The organism is Aeromicrobium sp. Root472D3, assembly GCF_001426485.1.
In the GTDB taxonomy this organism is placed as follows: Bacteria; Actinomycetota; Actinomycetes; order Propionibacteriales; family Nocardioidaceae; genus Aeromicrobium.
Window position 1 is genome coordinate 2289759 of the sequence record NZ_LMET01000001.1, and the last position, 18624, is coordinate 2308382.

The 18624-nt window shown below is 70.6% G+C and carries 24 protein-coding genes and 1 riboswitch; of the genes, 18 read left to right on the forward strand and 6 right to left on the reverse strand.

The genetic code is table 11. The features are described 5' to 3' along the window. Positions 1-28: 28 nt before the first annotated feature. Positions 29-646 carry a superoxide dismutase gene (locus ASD10_RS11255; protein ID WP_056608330.1) on the reverse strand — a complete coding sequence of 206 codons (618 nt, stop codon included), beginning with the start codon at positions 644-646 and terminating at the stop codon, positions 29-31. A gap of 184 nt (positions 647-830) precedes the next feature. On the opposite strand from ASD10_RS11255, the gene ASD10_RS11260 reads away from it, so the two are divergent. The 10 genes from ASD10_RS11260 to gcvP all read left to right on the forward strand — a co-directional run bounded on the left by ASD10_RS11260 (position 831) and on the right by gcvP (position 9175). Continuing rightward, the gene (locus ASD10_RS11260; protein ID WP_056608332.1) at positions 831-1406 is read left to right on the forward strand and encodes a CDP-alcohol phosphatidyltransferase family protein; all 576 of its coding nucleotides are present in this window, start codon (positions 831-833) and stop codon (positions 1404-1406) included. A gap of 17 nt (positions 1407-1423) precedes the next feature. Further along, on the forward strand, positions 1424-2191 hold the full coding sequence (locus tag ASD10_RS11265; RefSeq protein WP_162248846.1) for a DUF881 domain-containing protein: 768 nt from the start codon (positions 1424-1426) through the stop codon (positions 2189-2191). Further along, entirely contained in the window at positions 2188-2520 is a 333-nt protein-coding gene (locus ASD10_RS11270; RefSeq protein ID WP_056608338.1) for a small basic family protein, read from the forward strand. Before ASD10_RS11265 ends, ASD10_RS11270 begins: the two co-directional genes overlap by 4 nt. Beyond that, complete coding sequence (locus tag ASD10_RS11275; protein ID WP_056608340.1) at positions 2513-3229, forward strand: DUF881 domain-containing protein; 717 nt, start codon at positions 2513-2515, stop codon at positions 3227-3229. The genes ASD10_RS11270 and ASD10_RS11275 overlap by 8 nt, the downstream gene beginning before the upstream one ends. Before the next feature lie 27 nt (positions 3230-3256). Then, a complete protein-coding gene (gcvH, locus tag ASD10_RS11280; RefSeq protein ID WP_056608343.1) occupies positions 3257-3637 on the forward strand; it encodes a glycine cleavage system protein GcvH in 381 nt (126 codons plus the stop codon). 97 nt (positions 3638-3734) lie between these two features. After that, the gene (locus ASD10_RS11285) at positions 3735-4184 is read left to right on the forward strand and encodes an FHA domain-containing protein (RefSeq protein WP_056610165.1); all 450 of its coding nucleotides are present in this window, start codon (positions 3735-3737) and stop codon (positions 4182-4184) included. Next, on the forward strand, positions 4181-4900 hold the full coding sequence (locus ASD10_RS11290; RefSeq protein WP_056608346.1) for a MerR family transcriptional regulator: 720 nt from the start codon (positions 4181-4183) through the stop codon (positions 4898-4900). Before ASD10_RS11285 ends, ASD10_RS11290 begins: the two co-directional genes overlap by 4 nt. Before the next feature lie 4 nt (positions 4901-4904). Further along, positions 4905-5366 (forward strand): bifunctional nuclease family protein, encoded by a 462-nt coding sequence (locus ASD10_RS11295; protein ID WP_056608349.1) that lies wholly within the window; start codon positions 4905-4907, stop codon positions 5364-5366. Between the two features lie 162 nt (positions 5367-5528). Next, positions 5529-6116, forward strand: a complete 588-nt coding sequence (locus ASD10_RS11300; protein ID WP_082556156.1) for a MerR family transcriptional regulator — start codon at positions 5529-5531, stop codon at positions 6114-6116. A gap of 42 nt (positions 6117-6158) precedes the next feature. Continuing rightward, positions 6159-6247: riboswitch (glycine riboswitch) on the forward strand. A 90-nt stretch (positions 6248-6337) separates the two neighbouring features. Further along, entirely contained in the window at positions 6338-9175 is a 2838-nt protein-coding gene (gene gcvP / locus ASD10_RS11305) for an aminomethyl-transferring glycine dehydrogenase (RefSeq protein WP_056608352.1), read from the forward strand. A gap of 1 nt (position 9176) precedes the next feature. Here gcvP and ASD10_RS11310 read toward each other — a convergent pair whose 3' ends face one another. The 3 genes from ASD10_RS11310 to sigK are packed head-to-tail and all read right to left on the reverse strand — an operon-like array spanning position 9177 to position 11284. Further along, positions 9177-9932, reverse strand: a complete 756-nt coding sequence (locus tag ASD10_RS11310; RefSeq protein ID WP_056608355.1) for an alpha/beta fold hydrolase — start codon at positions 9930-9932, stop codon at positions 9177-9179. Positions 9933-9989: 57 nt separating this feature from the next. Further along, the gene (locus tag ASD10_RS11315) at positions 9990-10691 is read right to left on the reverse strand and encodes an anti-sigma factor domain-containing protein (RefSeq protein ID WP_056608357.1); all 702 of its coding nucleotides are present in this window, start codon (positions 10689-10691) and stop codon (positions 9990-9992) included. Then, a complete protein-coding gene (gene sigK / locus ASD10_RS11320) occupies positions 10688-11284 on the reverse strand; it encodes an ECF RNA polymerase sigma factor SigK (protein ID WP_056608359.1) in 597 nt (198 codons plus the stop codon). Before sigK ends, ASD10_RS11315 begins: the two co-directional genes overlap by 4 nt. A gap of 181 nt (positions 11285-11465) precedes the next feature. Between sigK and ASD10_RS11325 the strand changes: the two genes are divergently transcribed. The 6 genes from ASD10_RS11325 (at position 11466) to ASD10_RS11350 (ending at position 16050) form a co-directional block, all read left to right on the forward strand. Next, positions 11466-11831, forward strand: a complete 366-nt coding sequence (locus tag ASD10_RS11325; protein WP_056608362.1) for a hypothetical protein — start codon at positions 11466-11468, stop codon at positions 11829-11831. Further along, positions 11824-12255 (forward strand): hypothetical protein, encoded by a 432-nt coding sequence (locus ASD10_RS11330; protein ID WP_056608364.1) that lies wholly within the window; start codon positions 11824-11826, stop codon positions 12253-12255. Before ASD10_RS11325 ends, ASD10_RS11330 begins: the two co-directional genes overlap by 8 nt. 51 nt (positions 12256-12306) lie before the next feature. Further along, entirely contained in the window at positions 12307-13074 is a 768-nt protein-coding gene (locus tag ASD10_RS11335; protein WP_056608365.1) for a GAF and ANTAR domain-containing protein, read from the forward strand. A 55-nt stretch (positions 13075-13129) separates the two neighbouring features. Beyond that, entirely contained in the window at positions 13130-13855 is a 726-nt protein-coding gene (locus tag ASD10_RS11340) for a GAF and ANTAR domain-containing protein (RefSeq protein ID WP_200938237.1), read from the forward strand. A 99-nt stretch (positions 13856-13954) separates the two neighbouring features. Next, a complete protein-coding gene (locus tag ASD10_RS11345) occupies positions 13955-14629 on the forward strand; it encodes a GAF and ANTAR domain-containing protein (protein ID WP_056608368.1) in 675 nt (224 codons plus the stop codon). Between the two features lie 248 nt (positions 14630-14877). Next, complete coding sequence (locus tag ASD10_RS11350; RefSeq protein WP_056608371.1) at positions 14878-16050, forward strand: RtcB family protein; 1173 nt, start codon at positions 14878-14880, stop codon at positions 16048-16050. Here ASD10_RS11350 and ASD10_RS11355 read toward each other — a convergent pair. Together ASD10_RS11355 and ASD10_RS11360 are read right to left on the reverse strand one after the other, a co-directional pair. Further along, positions 16037-16885 carry a hypothetical protein gene (locus ASD10_RS11355; protein WP_056608374.1) on the reverse strand — a complete coding sequence of 283 codons (849 nt, stop codon included), beginning with the start codon at positions 16883-16885 and terminating at the stop codon, positions 16037-16039. The genes ASD10_RS11350 and ASD10_RS11355 overlap by 14 nt on opposite strands. Then, positions 16882-17451, reverse strand: coding sequence for a TMEM175 family protein (locus ASD10_RS11360; RefSeq protein WP_056608377.1), 570 nt, complete (start codon positions 17449-17451; stop codon positions 16882-16884). Before ASD10_RS11360 ends, ASD10_RS11355 begins: the two co-directional genes overlap by 4 nt. Positions 17452-17549: 98 nt before the next feature. Between ASD10_RS11360 and ASD10_RS11365 the strand changes: the two genes are divergently transcribed. Together ASD10_RS11365 and ASD10_RS19065 are read left to right on the forward strand one after the other, a co-directional pair. Then, positions 17550-17834, forward strand: coding sequence for a hypothetical protein (locus tag ASD10_RS11365; protein WP_056608380.1), 285 nt, complete (start codon positions 17550-17552; stop codon positions 17832-17834). A gap of 282 nt (positions 17835-18116) precedes the next feature. Continuing rightward, positions 18117-18624, forward strand: a 508-nt coding sequence (locus ASD10_RS19065) for a DUF222 domain-containing protein (RefSeq protein WP_162248848.1), incomplete at its 3' end; no start/stop codon positions are given.

Below are 18624 nucleotides of genomic sequence, written 5' to 3' on the forward strand. Positions count from 1 at the left end.
GGATCCCGCCGTCGGCCGTGCGGCTCGGTCAGAAGATGATCTGGCCGCCGGAGGTCGCTGCGGTGAAGCGCTCCTGGGCGTCGGCCCAGTTGACGATGTTCCACCACGCCTTGACGTAGTCGCCCTTGACGTTGAGGTAGTCGAGGTAGAACGCGTGCTCCCACATGTCGAGCTGCGTGATCGGGATCAGCGTCGCGGGGATGTTGTTCTGCTGGTCGAACAGCTGCACCACGACGAGCTTCTGGCCCAGGGTGTCCCAGGTCAGGATCGCCCAGCCGGAGCCCTGCAGGCCGAGGGCCGTCGCCTCGAACTGCGCGCGGAACGCGTCGAACGAGCCGAAGTCCTGGTCGATGGCCGCCGCGAGCTCGCCCGTGGGCTTGTCGCCGCCCTCGGGGGACAGGTTCTTCCAGAAGATCGAGTGGTTGATGTGACCACCGAGGTGGAAGGCGAGGTTCTTCTCCAGCAGGTTGATCGTGCCGAAGGAGTTCTTGTCGCGCGCCTCCTCGAGCTGCTCGAGCGCCTGGTTGATGCCGGCCACGTAGGCGGCGTGGTGCTTGGAGTGGTGCAGCTCCATGATCTTGCCGGAGATGTGCGGGTCCAGGGCGCCGTAGTCGTACGGCAGATCCGGAAGTGTGTAGACAGCCACGTTCCTCCTCGGGAAGTGGGGCACGACGTGCCCCGAATGTTCGGTTCTCTTCGGTCAACGCCCAGTCTGTCAGTCCTGTTCCCACGCGCCAACGGGGTGTGGCGATGTCCTACGCTGTGTCAGGACATCCGCGGCGTCCGCTCGACGAGCACGCCGGCACGAGCACGGGCGAGGAGGACGATCGGTGGACGAGCGCATCATCACCGTGCCGAACGCGCTGAGCTTCGTCCGCCTCCTGCTCGTCCCGGTGTTCCTGTGGCTCGTGCTGGGCCCCGAGGAGGACGGCTTGGCGCTGCTGGTCCTCATGATCTCGGGGGTCACCGACTACCTCGACGGCAAGCTCGCCCGCACCCTCAACCAGGCCTCCAAGATCGGCGCGATCCTCGACCCCGTCGCCGACCGCTGCTACATCCTCGCGGTCGTCATCGGCCTGGGCTTCCGCGACATCATCCCGTGGTGGCTCGCGGTCGTCCTGCCGCTGCGCGACGTGTTCCTGTTCGGGCTCGTGCCGTTCCTGCGCACGCGCGGCTACAGCTCGCTGCCCGTGCACTTCCTCGGCAAGGCCGCCACCGCCAGCCTGCTCTACGCCTTCCCGCTGCTGCTGCTGGGCGACTCGACCGGGACCGTCGCCGACCTCGCGAACGTCTTCGGCTGGGCGTTCACGATTTGGGGCGTCGCCCTCTACTGGTGGGGCGGGGTGCTCTACGCCTTCCAGGTCAGACGTCTGCTGGCCACGACGCCCCGGGTCGCCCGGGCCTGATGATGCGCGAGCCGTACGTGCCCGAACAGGTCGACGGGCTCCTCGAGAAGATCGCGGACACCGCGCTCGACGACGACTACTACGTCGTCCGGCCGGGTGTCCACGAGCGCTCGCAGGGCTTCAACTCGGTGCTGACCGGCGTCGTGCTGGCGGCGTTCGCGCTGCTCGTCGCGATCGCGGCGATCCAGACCCGCACCGACCGGCCCGCGGCCGAGCGCGCCCGCGAGACCCTGATCGACGACATCGCGTCGCGCAAGGCGCTCCTCGCCACGCGCGAGTCGACCGCCGAGGCGCTGCGCGACCAGGTCACCGGGCTGCAGGCCTCGGCCGTGGGCCTCGACGCCGACTACCAGGAGCTGCGGCTGCTGACGGCCGACCGCCCCGCCCAGGGCCCGGGCCTGCGCGTCACGGTCACGCCGGGGGCGATCGACGACATCAGCGACCGCGACCTGCAGGTCCTCGTCAACGGGTTCTGGTACGCCGGCGCCGAGGCCATCTCCGTCGACGACCAGCGCATCGGGTCCCTGACGTCGATCCGGCAGGCCGGCGGCGTCGTCAAGGTCAACTACCAGTCCGTCGGCCCGCCGTACGAGCTCGTCGTCCTGGGCGACCCGGAGGCCCTCGAGGACCGGTTCGAGCAGTCGTCGGTGGGACGTGACTGGGAGCGGCGAAAGGACGTCGGGGTGGGCTTCGACGTGGCACGATCGGACGACCTGTCCGTCGAGGCCGTCCCGAGGAAGCGACTGACGGTCCGGCACGCGACAGCAACGAAGGGGGACGCATGATCCCGGTGATCGGCCTGGCCGTCGGCATCATCGCGGGCCTGGTCCTGCGACCCGCGGTGCCGGCGGGCCTGCAGCCCTACCTGCCGATCGCGATCGTGGCGGCGCTCGACGCCGTCATCGGTGCGCTCCGGGCCCTGGGGGAGCGCCGGTTCGACGACCGCGTCTTCGTGGTCTCGTTCATCTCCAACGTCGTGATCGCGGCGTTCATGGTCTACCTCGGCGACCAGCTGGGCGTCGGCTCGCAGCTGTCGACCGGCGTCGTGGTTGTCCTCGGCATCCGGATCTTCTCGAACGCCGCCGCGATCCGTCGACGGATCTTCCATGCCTGAGCACGGCGCGAGGCGTGGCTGGCGCGACCTGCTGCGGCCCAAGGCGTCGCAGGTCGTCGTGGCGGTGCTGATCGGCGCCCTCGCGTTCGCGATCACGATCCAGGTCAGCGGGTCCGACGACGACGACTACTCGGGCGTGCGGGGCGACGAGCTCGTCGAGCTGCTCAAGTCGCTCGACGTCGCGAACGAGCGCCTCGGCACCCAGATCGACGACCTGACCACCACCCGCAACGGCCTGCTCAGCAGCACGCAGCGCTCCGAGCGGGCCGAGAAGCAGGCCAGGAAGCGCGCCGACGAGCTGTCGATCCTGGCCGGCACCGCGGGTGCCACGGGCACGGGCATCGAGGTCGTGATCAACGACCCCGACAAGCAGATCGACGCCCCGGCGCTGCTCGACGCGATCGAGGAGCTCCGCGACGCGGGGGCCGAGGCCATCGCGATCAACGGCGTGGCGCGGGTCGTCGCGCAGACGTACTTCCTCGACGACGACGGCCAGATCCGCGTCGGCGGACGCGAGATCAAGCGGCCGTACCGCATCGAGGCGATCGGCGACTCCCAGGACCTCGCCGAGGCGGTACGCTTCCGCGGCGGACTCATCGACCGGGTCGACAACCGCGGCGGATCGGCGACGGTGACCGAGAAGGACAAGGTCACGATCACCGCCCTCGCCGACGTCAAGAGCCCCGAGTACGCTCGACCCACATCCTGACCCCCTTGTGACTGCTAGGAGCACGCGGTGATCCCTGAGGACCTGTACTACAGCGAAGAGCACGAGTGGGTGCGTCTGGACGACGACATCGCGACGGTCGGCATCACCGACTTCGCGCAGGACGCGCTCGGCGACATCGTCTACGTCGAGCTGCCGTCGATCGGCGACCGCGTCGAGGCCGGCTCGGTCGTCGGCGAGCTCGAGTCGACCAAGTCGGTCAGCGACATCTTCTCGCCGCTGAGCGGCGAGGTCGTCGCCCGCAACGAGGCGCTCGACGGCGGCCCCGAGGTCATCAACTCCGATCCGTACGGCGAGGGCTGGCTCATCAAGCTCCGGCCGTCCGAGGACGACCCCACGTCGGCACTGCTCGAGGCAGAGGCCTACACGGCCCTCACGACGGCCGACTGACGTCCCGCGGGCCCGGTCGGCGACACCGACCGGGTGCTAGGTTGGAGATCACGCACCACCTCCCCACGGAGGTCGACAGCACACAGGAGTGACGCCGATGTCCACGCCGGACCACGAGCCCGACGCTGTTCCGTCCGAGCCCGTCTCTGACCACACGACGCACATCCCGATCCTCGACGCCGACACCGAGGAGATGACCGCGTCCGACGTCTCGGCGGTCGAGAACCTGCCCGCCGGCAGCGCGATGCTGCTCGTGCAGCGCGGCCCCGACTCCGGCGCCCGCTTCCTGCTCGACAGCGACACCGTCTCGGTGGGCCGCCACCCCGACAGCGACATCTTCCTCGACGACATCAGCGTCTCGCGCCGTCACGGCACGTTCGCGCGCAGCGGCGAGGGCTACACCGTCACCGACCTCGGCAGCCTCAACGGCACCTACGTCAACCGCGACCGCATCGACAGCGAGATCACCCTCTCGGGCGGCGACGAGGTGCAGATCGGCAAGTACCGGCTGATCTACTTTGCCGGGGCCCTGCGGGGCACGGCGTGACCCAGCCGCTCCCCGAGCTGTCGCGGCTGGGGATCGGCAAGGTGCTCGACGAGCTCCTGCCGGAGTTCCCCGACCTGACGATCACCAAGATCCGGTACCTCGAGTCCGAGGGCCTGCTCGAGCCCGAGCGCACGCCGTCCGGCTACCGCAAGTTCTCGTTCAACGACGTCGAGCGGCTGCGGTTCATCCTGCGCCAGCAGCGCGACAAGTTCTGGCCGCTGAGCCACATCCGGCAGGTCCTCGACGAGATGGACCGCGGCGTCGTGCCCGACACGGCCCAGGGCCCGACGGTGCGCGTGCCGCACCTGAGCCTGGCGGCCGACGGGCTGCCCACCGAGGCGACCTTCCTCGAGTCGTCCGGCAGCATGCGGCTGTCGCGGGACGACCTGCTCGCTGCCGCGGGCATCGACGGCGACACGTTGGCCGCGATCGAGGAGTTCGGCCTGATCCAGCGTCGTCCGACCCAGACGTACTACGACGCGACGGCCCTGCAGATCGCGTCGATCGTCGGCGAGTTCGCCGAGCTCGGGCTCGAGCCCCGCCACCTGCGCCTGTTCGGGGCCTCCGCCGACCGCGAGGTGGCGCTGTTCGACCAGGTCGTCTCGCCGCGGTCGCGCCAGCTCGACAAGGACGCCGCCGAGCGCACCGTGGCCGCGCTGGCCGCGCTGTCGGTGCGCTTCCAGTCGGTCCTGGTCAGAAGTCGATTGCGCGGCTGAGCCGGTGCGCGAGGTCGAGGTCGTCGGCGTCCGGGTCGAGATGCCGACCAACCAGCCGTTGGTCCTGCTCCGCGAGGCCGAGGGCACGCGGTACCTGCCGATCTGGATCGGCGCCGTCGAGGCGTCGGCGATCGCCTACGCGCAGCAGGGCACGCCGACGACGCGCCCGCTGACGCACGAGCTGATGCAGCACGTCGTCGAGGCGCTCGGCGACGAGCTCGACGAGGTGCGGATCGTCGACGTCCACGAGGGGGTGTTCCACGCCCTGCTGGTGTTCGCCTCCGGCGCCGAGGTCGAGGCGCGGCCGTCCGACTCGATCGCGCTCGCGCTGCGGGCCGGCTCGCGCATCGTCTGCGCCGAGGACGTCCTCGACGAGGCGGGCATCGCCTCGACCGACCAGGAGGAGGAGGTCGTGGAGCAGTTCCGCGAGTTCCTCGACCACGTCGAGCCCGAGGACTTCGAGTAACCCTCAAGCCTCGAGTGAGACTTGAAAACAAGTGCTCGACACGACGGCGCGGTCGTTGACCGGTCCAACTCTCATCTCTACCTTGAGAGTGCTGCCGAAGGTACACGGATGTAGTTCCGTGGCGGTAGTCTTCCCCCACACCAGCTTTGGAAGGCATTCCGGATGATCGAGTCGCACGACAACGACGCCACCGCCACGCGGATCGAGGCTGCCTCCGAGGCGAGCGACCAGGGTCTGCTCTTCAACGACGACGTGTCGCCGCTGCCCGAGGACGCGGGATTCCGCGGACCCACGGCGTGCAGCGCGGCCGGGATCACCTACCGCCAGCTCGACTACTGGGCCCGCACGGGCCTGGTCGAGCCGACCGTCCGCTCGGCGACGGGCTCGGGCACGCAGCGCCTGTACTCGTTCAAGGACATCCTGCTGCTCAAGATCATCAAGCGCCTGCTCGACGCGGGCGTCTCGCTGCAGCAGATCCGCGTCGCGATCGACCACCTGCGCGTGCGCGGCACCGACGACCTGACACAGGTGACGCTCATGAGCGACGGCGCCAGCGTCTACGAGTGCCGGTCGGCCGACGAGGTCATCGACCTGCTGCAGGGTGGCCAGGGCGTCTTCGGCATCGCGATCGGCGGTGTGTGGAAGGAGATCGAGGGATCGCTCCACGAGCTGCCGAGCGAGCGCGCCGTCGAGATCTCCTCGGCCGACGACGAGCTCGCCGCGCGCCGCCGCGCCCGCCTGTCGTCCTGATCCCACCTCGGCGCGCCACCCTTGGTAGGGTGGAGTTGCTGTCGATCGCGCGTGGGAGAGCTCGCCCAGGCGACGCCGAAGGGGCAATTCCTCCCCGGAACCTCTCAGGCACCAAGGACCACGCGTTCGAGGCAATTCTGGAGCCCCGCCTCGGATCGTCGAGCCGGGCGTGACAGAAGGGGAGGCGATGTCCGCCCACGCCTCTACCCTCGGAGCTCCCCGTGTCTCTCGACCGCGCGTCCCACGACTTCGTCAGCCGCCACATCGGCCCGACGCCCGCTGACCAGGACGCCATGGTGCGCCGGGTCGGCTACGACTCGCTCGACGCACTGATGCAGGCGGCCGTCCCGTCGGGCATCCGCAGCACGACGCCGCTCGACCTGCCGTCGGCCCGCACCGAGACCGAGGCGCTCGCGATGCTGCGCGACCTCGCCGACCGCAACAACCCCGGCACCGCGATGATCGGTCTCGGCTACCACCCGACCGTCACGCCCGCCGTGATCCGTCGCAACGTGCTCGAGGACCCGTCCTGGTACACGGCCTACACGCCGTACCAGCCCGAGATCTCGCAGGGACGCCTCGAGGCGCTGCTGAACTTCCAGACCCTGATCTCCGACCTCACGGGGCTGCCGACCGCCAACTCGTCGCTCCTGGACGAGGGCACCGCCATCGCCGAGGCGATGACGCTGATCCGCCGCGCCACCAAGGGCAAGGACGCCCTGCCGATCATCATCGACTCGGGCCTGCTGCCGCAGACGCTCGCCGTGACGCACACCCGCGCCGAAGCCCTCGGCATCGAGCTGCTCGAGGCCGATCTCGGTCACGACGTCCCCGACGTCGAGGCGGCCGGCGTCATCGTGGCGTACCCCCGTGCCGACGGCGCGATCGGCGACCCGCGTCGCGCGATCGAGGCCGCGCACGCCTCGGGCGGCCTGGCCGTCGTCGTGGCCGATCCGCTGGCGCTCGTGCTCCTGGCCTCTCCGGGGTCGCTCGGCGCCGACGTCGTCGTCGGGTCGAGCCAGCGGTTCGGCGTCCCGATGTTCTACGGCGGTCCCCACGCCGGCTTCATGGCCGTCCGCTCGGGCCTCGAGCGGCACCTGCCGGGACGCCTCGTCGGCGTCTCGGTCGACAGTGCCGGGCGTCCCGCGTACCGGCTCGCCCTGCAGACGCGCGAGCAGCACATCCGCCGCGAGAAGGCGACGTCGAACATCTGCACGGCGCAGGTGCTGCTGGCCGTCGCGGCGTCGATGTACGCGGTCTACCACGGCCCCGACGGTCTGCGGACGATCGCTCGCGACGTCCACCGCAGCGCCGTCGCGCTGGCCGGGGGCCTGCGCGGGGCGGGCATCGACGTCGTCGGCGACGAGTTCTTCGACACCGTCACGGCTCACGTGCCGGGTCGTGCTGTCGACGTCGTCTCGAAGGCGCGCGAGATCGGCATCCACCTGCGGCTCGTCGACGCCGACCACGTCGCGGTCTCTGCCAACGAGACCACGACGGTCGCGCACGTCGAGGGCGTCCTCGGCGCCTTCGACGCCGCCGGTCCCGACTGGGAGGCCGAGTCGGCCCTGCCGGCCGACCTCCTGCGTGACGACGAGATCCTGACGCACCCCGTCTTCCACGAGCACCACAGCGAGACGCAGATGCTGCGCTACCTCAAGAAGCTCAGCGACCGCGACTATGCGCTCGACCGCGGCATGATCCCGCTCGGCTCGTGCACCATGAAGCTCAACGCGACCGCCGAGATGGAGCCCATCAGCTGGCCCGGCTTCGCCGACCTGCACCCTTTCGTGCCGGCCGAGGACGCCGCGGGCATGATCGAGCTCGTCGAGACCCTCGAGGGCTGGCTCGCCGAGGTGACGGGCTACGCGGGTGTCTCCATCCAGCCCAACGCCGGCTCGCAGGGCGAGTTCGCGGGTCTGCTGGCGATCCGCGCGTACCACCGCAGCCGGGGCGACGAGCACCGCACGGTGTGCCTGATCCCGAGCTCGGCGCACGGCACGAACGCCGCATCGGCCGTCATGGCCGGCATGCGCGTCGTGCTGGTGAAGTCGACCGGCCAGGGCGAGGTCGACCTCGACGACCTGCGCGCCCAGTGCGAGGCCCACGCCGACGACCTCGCCGCGATCATGGTGACCTACCCGTCGACGCACGGCGTCTACGAGCACGGCATCACCGAGCTGTGCGACATCGTCCACGCCCACGGCGGGCAGGTCTACGTCGACGGCGCGAACCTCAACGCCCTGCTGGGTCACGCCCAGCCGGGCGTGTTCGGCGGCGACGTGTCGCACCTCAACCTGCACAAGACGTTCTGCATCCCGCACGGCGGCGGAGGCCCGGGTGTCGGGCCGGTCGCTGTCGCGGAGCACCTCGTCCCGTTCCTGCCGACGCACCCGCTGCACCCCGTCGAGAGCAAGCGTGAGGGGGTCGGCGCGATCAGCGCGGCTCCCTACGGATCGGCCGGCATCCTGCCGATCCCGTTCGCGTACGTCGCGATGATGGGCGCCGAGGGGCTCACCGACGCGACGTCGGTCGCCGTGCTGTCGGCCAACTACATCGCCAAGCGCCTCGAGAGCGCGTTCCCCGTGCTGTACAGCGGCGAGCACGACCTGGTGGCGCACGAGTGCATCCTCGACCTGCGGCCGCTCACGAAGGCCGCGGGGCTCAGCATCGACGACGTCGCGAAGCGGCTGATCGACTACGGCTTCCACGCCCCGACGATGAGCTTCCCCGTGCCCGGCACCCTGATGGTCGAGCCGACCGAGTCCGAGGACCTCGCCGAGCTCGACCGGTTCTGCGACGCGATGCTCGCGATCCGCTCGGAGATCGACCAGGTCGTCGCGGGGGAGTGGCCCGACGGCGACAACCCGCTCGTGCACGCGCCCCACACGATGCGCACGCTGCTCGACTGGCAGCACGCGTACGACATCGGCACGGGCGCGTTCCCGGCTGGCTCGACCGACGACAAGTACTGGCCGCCGGTCGGGCGCATCGACCAGGCCTACGGCGACCGCAACCTGGCGTGCTCGTGCCCGCCGGTCGAGGCCTTCGCCGAGTAGGTCACGCGGGGGAGGCGACGCCCTCCCACCAGTCGACGACGCGGTCCACCACGGGCGCGGGGGTCCTGACCCACCGGACGTGGTGGGTCGTGCCGCCGACGGGCGTCGCGTCCTTGGCGTAGACCCAGCGGGTCACGGCCGAGGGCTCGATCATCATGTCGGTGAAGATCTTGTTGGAGTGCGAGACGGCGTACGTGTCGCCCTGCAGCTGCACCACGAGCGTGGGCGTCCGGACGCGGTGGGGCACGTCGTAGGGCGGACGGCCGGACCGGACGAAGCGGGCCCACTCGCGCATCAGGGTCCGGGCCCCGGGCGCCCCGAAGAACGGCTGGGGCAGGAAGCCGCGGACACGCGTCGCGACCGGCACCGCGAGGCCCATCAGCAGCACCGGGAGGCCGCCGTACGGGTACGACCGGAAGTGGGGCACCGAGGCCCCGACGGTCACGAAGCCGTCGGCCGGGTCGTGGTGGATCTGGTGCCCGGCGACGAGCTGGGCACCCAGGCTGTGGCCCAGCAGGATGACCGGACGGCCGGGGTCCTCGGCCCGCGCGGTGGCCACGGCTTCCGCGATCGCCCGGATCTCGTCGTCGTAGCTCCAGTCGTCGCGGCGCGAGGCGACGGGCTCCCCACGTTCGAAGCCCCGGTTCGGCAGGGCGCGGGCCTGCCACCCCCGTGACTCGATCTCGCGCACCAGCGGACGGTAGAAGCCGGACGGGACGGCCATCGCCGCGACGACGAGGACGAGGGGCGGACGCATGGCAGCATCATGACAGCAGACCTGTCACGATGCTGCGCCAGCGTCGCCGGGCGGGTGTCAGACCGCGATGGTCGCGATCGGCGCCGAGGTGGGCTGCTTCGACCCGCCGGTGGGCTCGACCGTGACCGCGACCCGATCGGCGCCCGAGACGCCGGTCATGATCATCTGGCCGCCCTTCTCGAACGTGCCCTGCGAGGTCGGACCGGCCTGGTCGATCATCCAGACCTGGTACACCTTGCCGGCGCCGGGGCTCGGAAGTCCCTTGGCGATGATGACGGCCGAGTCGGCCGCCGCCGAGGAGTACAGCTTGACGCTTCCGCCGGCGTCGAACGTCTTGGCCTTGGTCGCGACGTCCTCGGCCCCGATCACGTTCGAGATCGCGACGTTCTGCGCGTGCTCGTCCTGGGCTCGGTCGCGCTCGACGACGAAACCACCGACACCGACGGCGCCGACGAGGACGGCGGCCGCGACGGCCATGCGGGGCAGCGCACGACGGAGCGAGCGACGCTCGGCGAGCGACGACACGACCGGGTGCTGCTGCGGCGTCGTGCTGATCTCGGCGAGCAGACGACCGCGCAGGGCCGGGGGAGGCGTGTGGCTGACGGCGTCGCCGAGACGCACGGCGGTGGCCATGAAGCCGGCGATCTCGACCTGGCAGTCGACGCACTGGTCGAGGTGGGCCTCGAAGCGCCCCCGCTCGTCGGCGTCGAGGGCGTCGAGCGCGTAGGGCGCCATCAGCGAGTGCAGGTCGACGCTCATGCGGACACCCCCATGCAGTCGCGCAGGCGGACGATGCCGTCACGCATGCGGGTCTTGATCGTGGCCGTGTTCGCGTCGAGCGCCGTGGCGACCTCCGCGTACGTGTAGCCCTGGTAGTAGGCGAGGTTGACGGCCTCGCGCTGCAGGTCGGTCAGACCCTCGAGGCAGCGCTTGACCTGCTCGTGCTCCAACGTGATGGTCACGGTCTCCTCGACCTCGTCGTAATCGGGTCCGCTCGACCAGTCGTACCGGTTCTCGCGGTTGGTGGCGGCCTGGTCGTGCCGGACGGCGTCGACGGCGCGGCGGTGAGCCAGCGTGAGGCACCAGCTCTTGGCGTTGCCGCGGGCCGGGTCGTACCGGGCCGCCGACTGCCAGACCTGGATGAAGACCTCCTGGGCGATCTCCTCGGCACGGGCGGGATCGCGGATGACGCGACGGGCGAGCCCGAAGACGGACGCCCCCAGCTCGTCGTACACCTGGGCGAACGCCTGCTCGTCACCACGACCGACCCGCACGAGCAGCTCGTTCAGGTCGGGGGCAGCATCGTGCTCGGGCGCGGCGACGAGCTTGAGCTGCGCGGCTGATGCTGGCATCGGGCTGTCCTTTCCGAGAAGTCTTCTACGAGCCATTCGACGGCGCCTCCGGTCAGGATGGGTGAACATCGCCAGAATTTCCGGCGAGTCCCTCCCTGCAGTCTAGGTGCTGGCCTCCGCGGCCGACATGAAAGACTCGGCGGGCACCGATCCACCCCCACCGACGAAGGCGAGGCGCCACGTGACCGATCCCGTCGCCTACGGCATCGCGGTCCTCGCGCTGCTCGTCGCAGGCTTCGCCGCGTGGCACGTCGTCCGTGACCGTGAGTTCGGCAATCCGCTGTTCTACGCCGTGTGCGTGCTCGAGATCGTGCTGCTCGTCCTGCTGGTCGGGGGATCGATCGCGCTCAGCTCGACGTCGCGCGACGTCGACGGGATCCTGTTCGTGTCGTATCTCGTGACGATGGTCGTCATCCCACCCGCAGCGGTGCTGTGGGGGATCGCCGAGAAGTCCCGGTGGGGGACGGGCGTCGTCGTCGTGGCGATGCTGACGACCGCCGCGCTCTCCGTCCGTCTCCTCGGCATCTGGAAGGGTGCATATGCCTGATCGCGGTTCCTCGTCCCGCCCCGACACGTCGCACGGCTTCGGCCGCGCGCTGGTGGCCGTCTACGCCGTGTTCGCCCTCGCGGCGTCGGCGCGGTCGATCGTCCAGCTCGTGACGGAGGTCGAGTCCGACACCGTCGTCCCGTACGCGTTGTCGGCGTTCGCCGGCGTCGTCTACGTCGTGGCGACGTTCGCCCTGGCACGCAACCACCGGCGGCTCGCCGCCGTGACGATCGGCATCGAGCTCGTCGGGGTCCTGTCGGTCGGCCTCCTGTCGCTGGTCGACCCCGACCTCTTCCCGGACCAGACCGTGTGGTCGGACTTCGGCATGGGCTACGTCTTCATCCCGCTCGTGCTGCCGTTCGTCGGTCTGTGGTGGTTGCGGCATTCTCGCATCGACGCCCCACGACGACCCGCCGAGGCGTAGGCTTGGCCGCGATGCCGACCCGGTGTCCGAGCACGACGGGGGGCAGGCACGATGCTCGACGATGACGTCGTGGGGCGTGACGACGCCGCCCTGCGCGGACTGGTCGCCACGCTCGTCGCGGCCGAGGCCCGCCCCGGCGACCAGGACGTCACGGCCCTGGTGATGCTGGAGCGCCTGTGCCGCGCCGCCATGGCCCACCTCGAGGCCGAGGGCACCGCGGTGTCGCTGATGTCCGTGCGCGGGTCGCAGGGGGTCGTGGCCAGTGCCGACCAGCGCAGCTTCCAGCTCGACGAGCTGCAGTTCTCGCTCGGCGAGGGACCGTCGCGCGAGGCGTTCGCGGCCCGCAGGCCCGTGCTGGTGCCCAACCTCGACTCGCCCGAGGGGCGCGCCTGGCCGATGTTCTCGACGGCGGCCTCGCAGGCCGGCGTGTGCGGGGTGCTCTCGCTCCCGCTGCAGGTCGGCGTGACGACGTTCGGCGTCCTCACGATCTACCTGGCCGGTACCGACCCGTTCCCGACCTCGCTCGTCAGCACCGCGCTGACCTTCGCCGACCTGGCCACCGACATCCTGCTCAGCGAGGAGGGCGGCGAACCCGGCCGTCCGCTCCACCCCGGCCTCGAGTTCGTGCTCGAGTACCGCGCCGAGATCTACCAGGCGCAAGGCGTCGTGTCGGTCGACCTGGGCATCGGCCTGAGCGAGGCGATGGCGCGGATGCGGGCCCACGCCTTCGCCCACCAGCAGACCGTGGCCGAGCTGGCCGCCCGCATCATGGCGGGCGAGGTCCGGCTGGACGCCGCGGACGAGACGGAAGGCCGATGATGCTGCGAACTCCTAGACTTGTCGTCACAAACGAGAATGAAAGGCCGCGTGCCTGATGATCTCCTCACAAAAGCTCGCCTCGGTGTTCGTCGAGATGGCCGACACCCTCGTCGACGACTTCGACCTCGTCGACTTCCTGCACAACCTCACGGGGCACGCGACCGAGATCGCCGACGCGATGGCGGCCGGCATACTGCTGGCCGACCACCGGGGGCTGCTGCGCTTCATGGCGGCGTCGTCCGACCAGTCGCAGATCGTCGAGCTGTTCCAGATCCAGAACTCCGAGGGGCCCTGCCTCGACTGCTACCGCACCGGCACGCCCGTCATCAACACCGACCTGCGGGCCGCCGGCGACCGCTGGCCCGTCTTCGCGCCGACGGCGTCCCGAGCCGGTTTCGGCTCGGTGCACGCGTTGCCGATGCGACTGCGCGACCAGGTCATCGGCACGCTCAACATCTTCGGTGCCGAGGGCGCTCGGCTCGACGCGTCCGACGTCGCCGTCGTGCAGGCGTTGGCGGACGTCGCGACGATCGCGATCCTGCAGGAGCGCAGCGTCCGCCGGGCCGAGACCCTGACCGAGCAGCTCCACGGGGCCCTCAACAGTCGGGTCGCGATCGAGCAGGCCAAGGGTGCGCTCAGCAAGATGCTGGGCGTCGGCACCGACCAGGCGTTCACGCTGATGCGGTCGCACGCCCGCTCGCACCGACTGCGGCTCGAGGACGTCGCCCAGATCGTGCTCGACGACCCGCGCAGCATCCCCGAGCTCACGACGCCGAGCTGATCGCCGTTTCGCTGCGACCGCGAGGCCGCGCCCGATAGCCTGCTGCGACGACGACCGTCCCGGACCCCGACGATCACCTCGACGTGATGAGGAGTGCCCGTGGACGCCCAGGTCTCGACCCCCGGGTCGCGCGATGTCGTGCGCGTCGCCCAGCTGACCGTCGCCGCCGCGGTCGCGACCGTCGCCGACTGCGTGTCGGCCGGGATCGTCCTGGGTGACGCCACGGGGGACGTGCTCGACCACGTCGCCTCCGACCGCCGGGCCACCGCCTCGCACCTGCGGCAGGTCTCCTGCGGGCACGGGCCCACGCTCGACGCCGTGCGGGGCGGGGAGTCGGTCTACTGCGGCGACCTCGGTGCTGACCCGCGATGGCCCGACTGGTCGGCCACGGCGCAGCGCGACGGCTTGGTGGCGGTCCTCGTGCTGCCGCTGTCGACCGGACGGGTGACCCTCGGGCACCTGACCCTCTACGCCGAGGTGGTGCAGGCGTTCCCGATCCACGACACCCCGCGCACCCTGTCGTTCGTCGAGCACGCGGCGGCCGCCCTCAACGCCGCGACGGACGTCGACCGCCGCGACCGGGCGATGGGACGGCTCACGACCGTCTGGCAGGCGCAGGGCATGATCATGGAGCGGTTCGGCGTCACCCCGGCCCGAGCCTTCGCAGCACTCGAGCGCGCGTCGCACCGGCGCGGGGTCATGCCGCACCGCCTGGCCGAGGACGTCGTCGCGGTGGGCGTCGACGTCCTGGCGCGCGACGCCGACCTCGTGTAACGTCCTGCGTCGCATCGACCACGCCGACGACGAGAGGACTCCGATGATGAACACGCTGTCGACCAGCCTGTCGTCCGTCCTGCCCACCTCGTCGTACCTGCGGGGGAAGAACGACCACCCGACGGTCGATGCGCCACACCCGGAGACCAACCCTGGCTGACCAGCCACCGCTCCGGAACCGAGCCTCGACCGCACCCGCGGTCGGGGCTTTTCTGTTGCACCACCACCATCGAGGAGAGAGACACATCATGGAGAAGATCTCCCAGCGGCTGTTCAGCTGGGCGTCCATCCTGGACGAGGACGCGCGCGCCCAGGCCGTCACGACGAGCACGATGCCGTTCATCCACCCGCACCTGGCGCTGATGCCGGACGCCCACCTGGGCAAGGGCGCGACGGTCGGTTCGGTCATCCCGACGCTCGGGGCGATCATCCCGGCCGCCGTCGGCGTCGACATCGGCTGCGGCATGATCGCGGTCCGCACCGGGTTCGAGCTGTCGGACCTGCCGGACGACCGGCGTGCCCTGCGCACGGCGATCGAGGGGGCGATCCCGCTGTCGGCCGGCGTGGCCAACCGCGCCATCACGCACCGGCACACCCAGCAGCGCGTCGACGAGCTGCGCGCCGACGCCGAGCAGGCGGGCTTCGACCCGTCCGAGCGGGCATCGCGGTGGGAGCTGCAGCTCGGCACGCTCGGCTCGGGCAACCACTTCATCGAGGTCAGCCTCGACGAGGACGACCGGGTGTGGCTGTTCCTGCACTCGGGCTCGCGGGGTGTCGGCAACAAGATCGCGCAGCGGCACATCGCCGTGGCGCAGCGGCTGTGCGCCCAGTGGTGGATCGACCTGCCCGACCGCGACCTCGCCTACCTCGTGGAGGGCACGCCCGAGTTCGACGCGTACGTCGGCGAGCTGCGGTGGGCCCAGAAGTACGCCCTGCTCAACCGGGCCGAGATGATGGACCGCGTCGTGGCGTGCTTCGCCGACTGGGTCGGTGTCGACACGGTCGAGCGCTTCGAGGAGATCAACTGCCACCACAACTACACGACGAAGGAGCGGCACTTCGGCAAGGACGTGTGGCTGTCGCGCAAGGGGGCGATCGATGCGTCCGAGGGCACGATGGGGCTCATGCCCGGGTCGATGGGCACCCGGTCGTACGTCGTGGTGGGTCGGGGGAACCCGGTCGCGCTGAACTCGTCCCCGCACGGGGCCGGACGCGAGTACAGCCGGGCCAAGGCGCGCAAGGCGTTCACCCAGGACGACCTGCGCGCCGCGATGGGCGGCATCGAGTACCGCGACACGGCGGCGTTCGTCGACGAGATCCCGGCGGCGTACAAGGACATCGACGTCGTGATGCAGGACGCCGCCGACCTCGTCGAGGTGCGGCACACCCTGCGTCAGATCGTGAACGTCAAGGGCGACTGAGCCCGCAGTGCGTCGCGAAGAAGTCGAAGAACGCCGACCGCTGCTCACGGGTGAGCGGGAGGTAGTACGCCGCGTCGTCTCCGAGCTCGGTGCCCTGCACGCGGACGCCGAACAGCGTCCCGACCTTGTCCTCGGCGAGGGCGTGCGGGTCGCACCGGGACGGGACGACCGACAGCACCTGCGTCGTGACGGGGCTCCCGGCATCCAGGGGAACCGAGACGTCGGCAGGGGAGGCGGCGGTCTGGCGGAACAGGACCGTCGACTCGAAGCCGGCGAACCGGGTGCCCGTCGTGCGGCCCGTGGGTGTCAGCGTCACGGGCAGCCGCAGCACGGAGGCGCGATCACGTCCCACGACCCTCGGTGCGCCGACCGACACGTCGGCGGCCGCGGTGAGCGTCGACGCCGCGCAGTCGCGGTCGGCGAGCAGCGCGACGGACCCGTAGGCGTCGTCGGCGGGCGCGGTCGAGGTCGTCACGGGGCCGTCCCCGAGGCGGTAGCGCAGCGTCACGGACGCGTCGATCGCCGTGCCGCAGCGACCCGTCGGCAGGTCGAGCTCGAGATCGCCCTCGTAGCCCGGCTCGACGGTCTCGTCACCGGTCCGCGTGGTCGTCGGCAGCCGCGGTGACGTCAGGCTCAGCTCCTCCACGGCGAGTCGCTGGCGTGTGCCGTTCTCGACCCTGATGAATACCTCACGGCCCATGCGTTCGGTCCGCGACTGGTCGAGGTGCAGCACGACGCCGTCCGGCAGGGGTGCCACGACGGGGGAGGGGTCGGACGACTCGCAGGCGGCGAGCGCGCCCAGCACCAGCGTCGCGGACAGGAGGGTGCGCCTCATCGACGGGACGCGAGCACGTGGCGGACGGGTCGCTCGAGCAGCAGGAGCAGCAGCGACCACAGGCCCACCGCGGGCAGTGCGACCGCCACGACGAAGGCCGTCGTCACCAGGATCAACGAGACCGGTGCCTGGTGCGACGCCGGAGAGGCGGCGTGCCGGACCAGCAGGAATCTCTGCCAGGTCAGCGTCGCGCTCGTGGCGACGAGCGTGCCGATGTAGATGCCGTGCACGAGACGCTCGTCGGTCGCCGAGCCGAGCAGAGCGGTCGGGAACGGCAGGAAGACGATCGTCGCGAGCCACGCCAGGTTGGCCGCGACGAGGTGCGGCACGGTGCTCTCGACGTCGTCGTACATGTCGTGGTGGATGACCCAGAACGCCGCGATGACGACGAAGCTGAGGACGAACGAGACGAGCTCGAACGAGTGGTCGTCGAGGAGATCGCCGACCGGGACGTCGCCGGCGTCCTGGGCGACGTCGACGAGCGGCAGCACCAGCAGGGTCATCGCGATCGCGACCGTCGCGTCACCGAACGCGAGGAGTCGGTCTACGCCGCGGGAGGAGGCCATGCGCCCAGTATGGGTCCGTCGTGCGGCCGGTGTCTCGAAGCCGGTACACGACGGTCTGCCCGGTGCTACGGTCGATCTCCCCTCCCCGAGGAGTCGTCATGGATCTCGCAGAGCTGATGGACACCGTCATCGAGCCGTCCGCGGTGCACGTGGCCGGCGAGGGCGAGCGGCTCGTCACGATGAGGCTCGCCGACGACTTCAGCATCGGCATGCGGCTCCACCAGCGCGACTCGTACCGGAAGTGGGACGTCCTCGAGATCGCGGTGCGGCCGACCGGAGCGCACGAGACGATCAGCGACGACGACGTGCGCGAGCTCCCGATGAGGGCGCTGATCGACGAGGCGCGGCGCCTCGCGACCAAGAGCGCGAAGCCGGTCGGGTAGCCGTCTCCCGCCTGTGCACGACGTGGGACGTGTGTCGGTGGGCGGTAGTAGATTGGACTTGTTCGAACAGGTGTTCTGGTCGAGTCGGGTCGGGGGTGGTGTGGTGATCGTGGATCAGCTGTCGTCGCTGGCCGATGACCTNCTGACGGGCACTGAGGTGCGCGAGGTGATCGTGGCGGTGCAGCGCACCCGCACCGCCCTGGACGCGACGATGTCGCGGCTGGTGGGGTGTGCCGATCAGATGGGGTTGGCGAAGGACGACGGTGCGGCCTCGACGACCGCGTGGCTGTCCGCAGCCGCGACATGACCAAGGGTGCGGCGTCCAAGCTGGTCGGCCTGTCCAAGGGCACCGGGTGCGAGGCGACCCGTCAGGCCTGGTCTGCCGGAAGGCTCAGCACCGATCAGGCGGCGGTCATCATCAAGGCCGTCGGCGCGCTGCCGGACTGGGTCGACGAGCAGCCCCGCGCCGACGCCGAGACGCACCTGATCGCCCTGGCCGGTGAGCACGACCTGGAGGGTCTGCAGCGGTTGGCGCACCGGGTGCTGGAGGTCATCGACCCCGACGGCTACGACGAGCACCTCGGCGAGCAGCTGCGCCAGGAAGAGGAGCGGGCCCGGGTCCGCACCCGCTTCTCCATGGGTCGCCGCGGCGACGGCACCAATCGTGGGGTGTTCGTCCTGGGCGACGCCGATGGCGACGTGCTGCGCGCCGCGATCGAGGAGATCGATCGCCCCCCGCCGCAACGGTGCGGCTGCCGAGTCGTTCGGGATGGGCGCCGACGACTGGGCC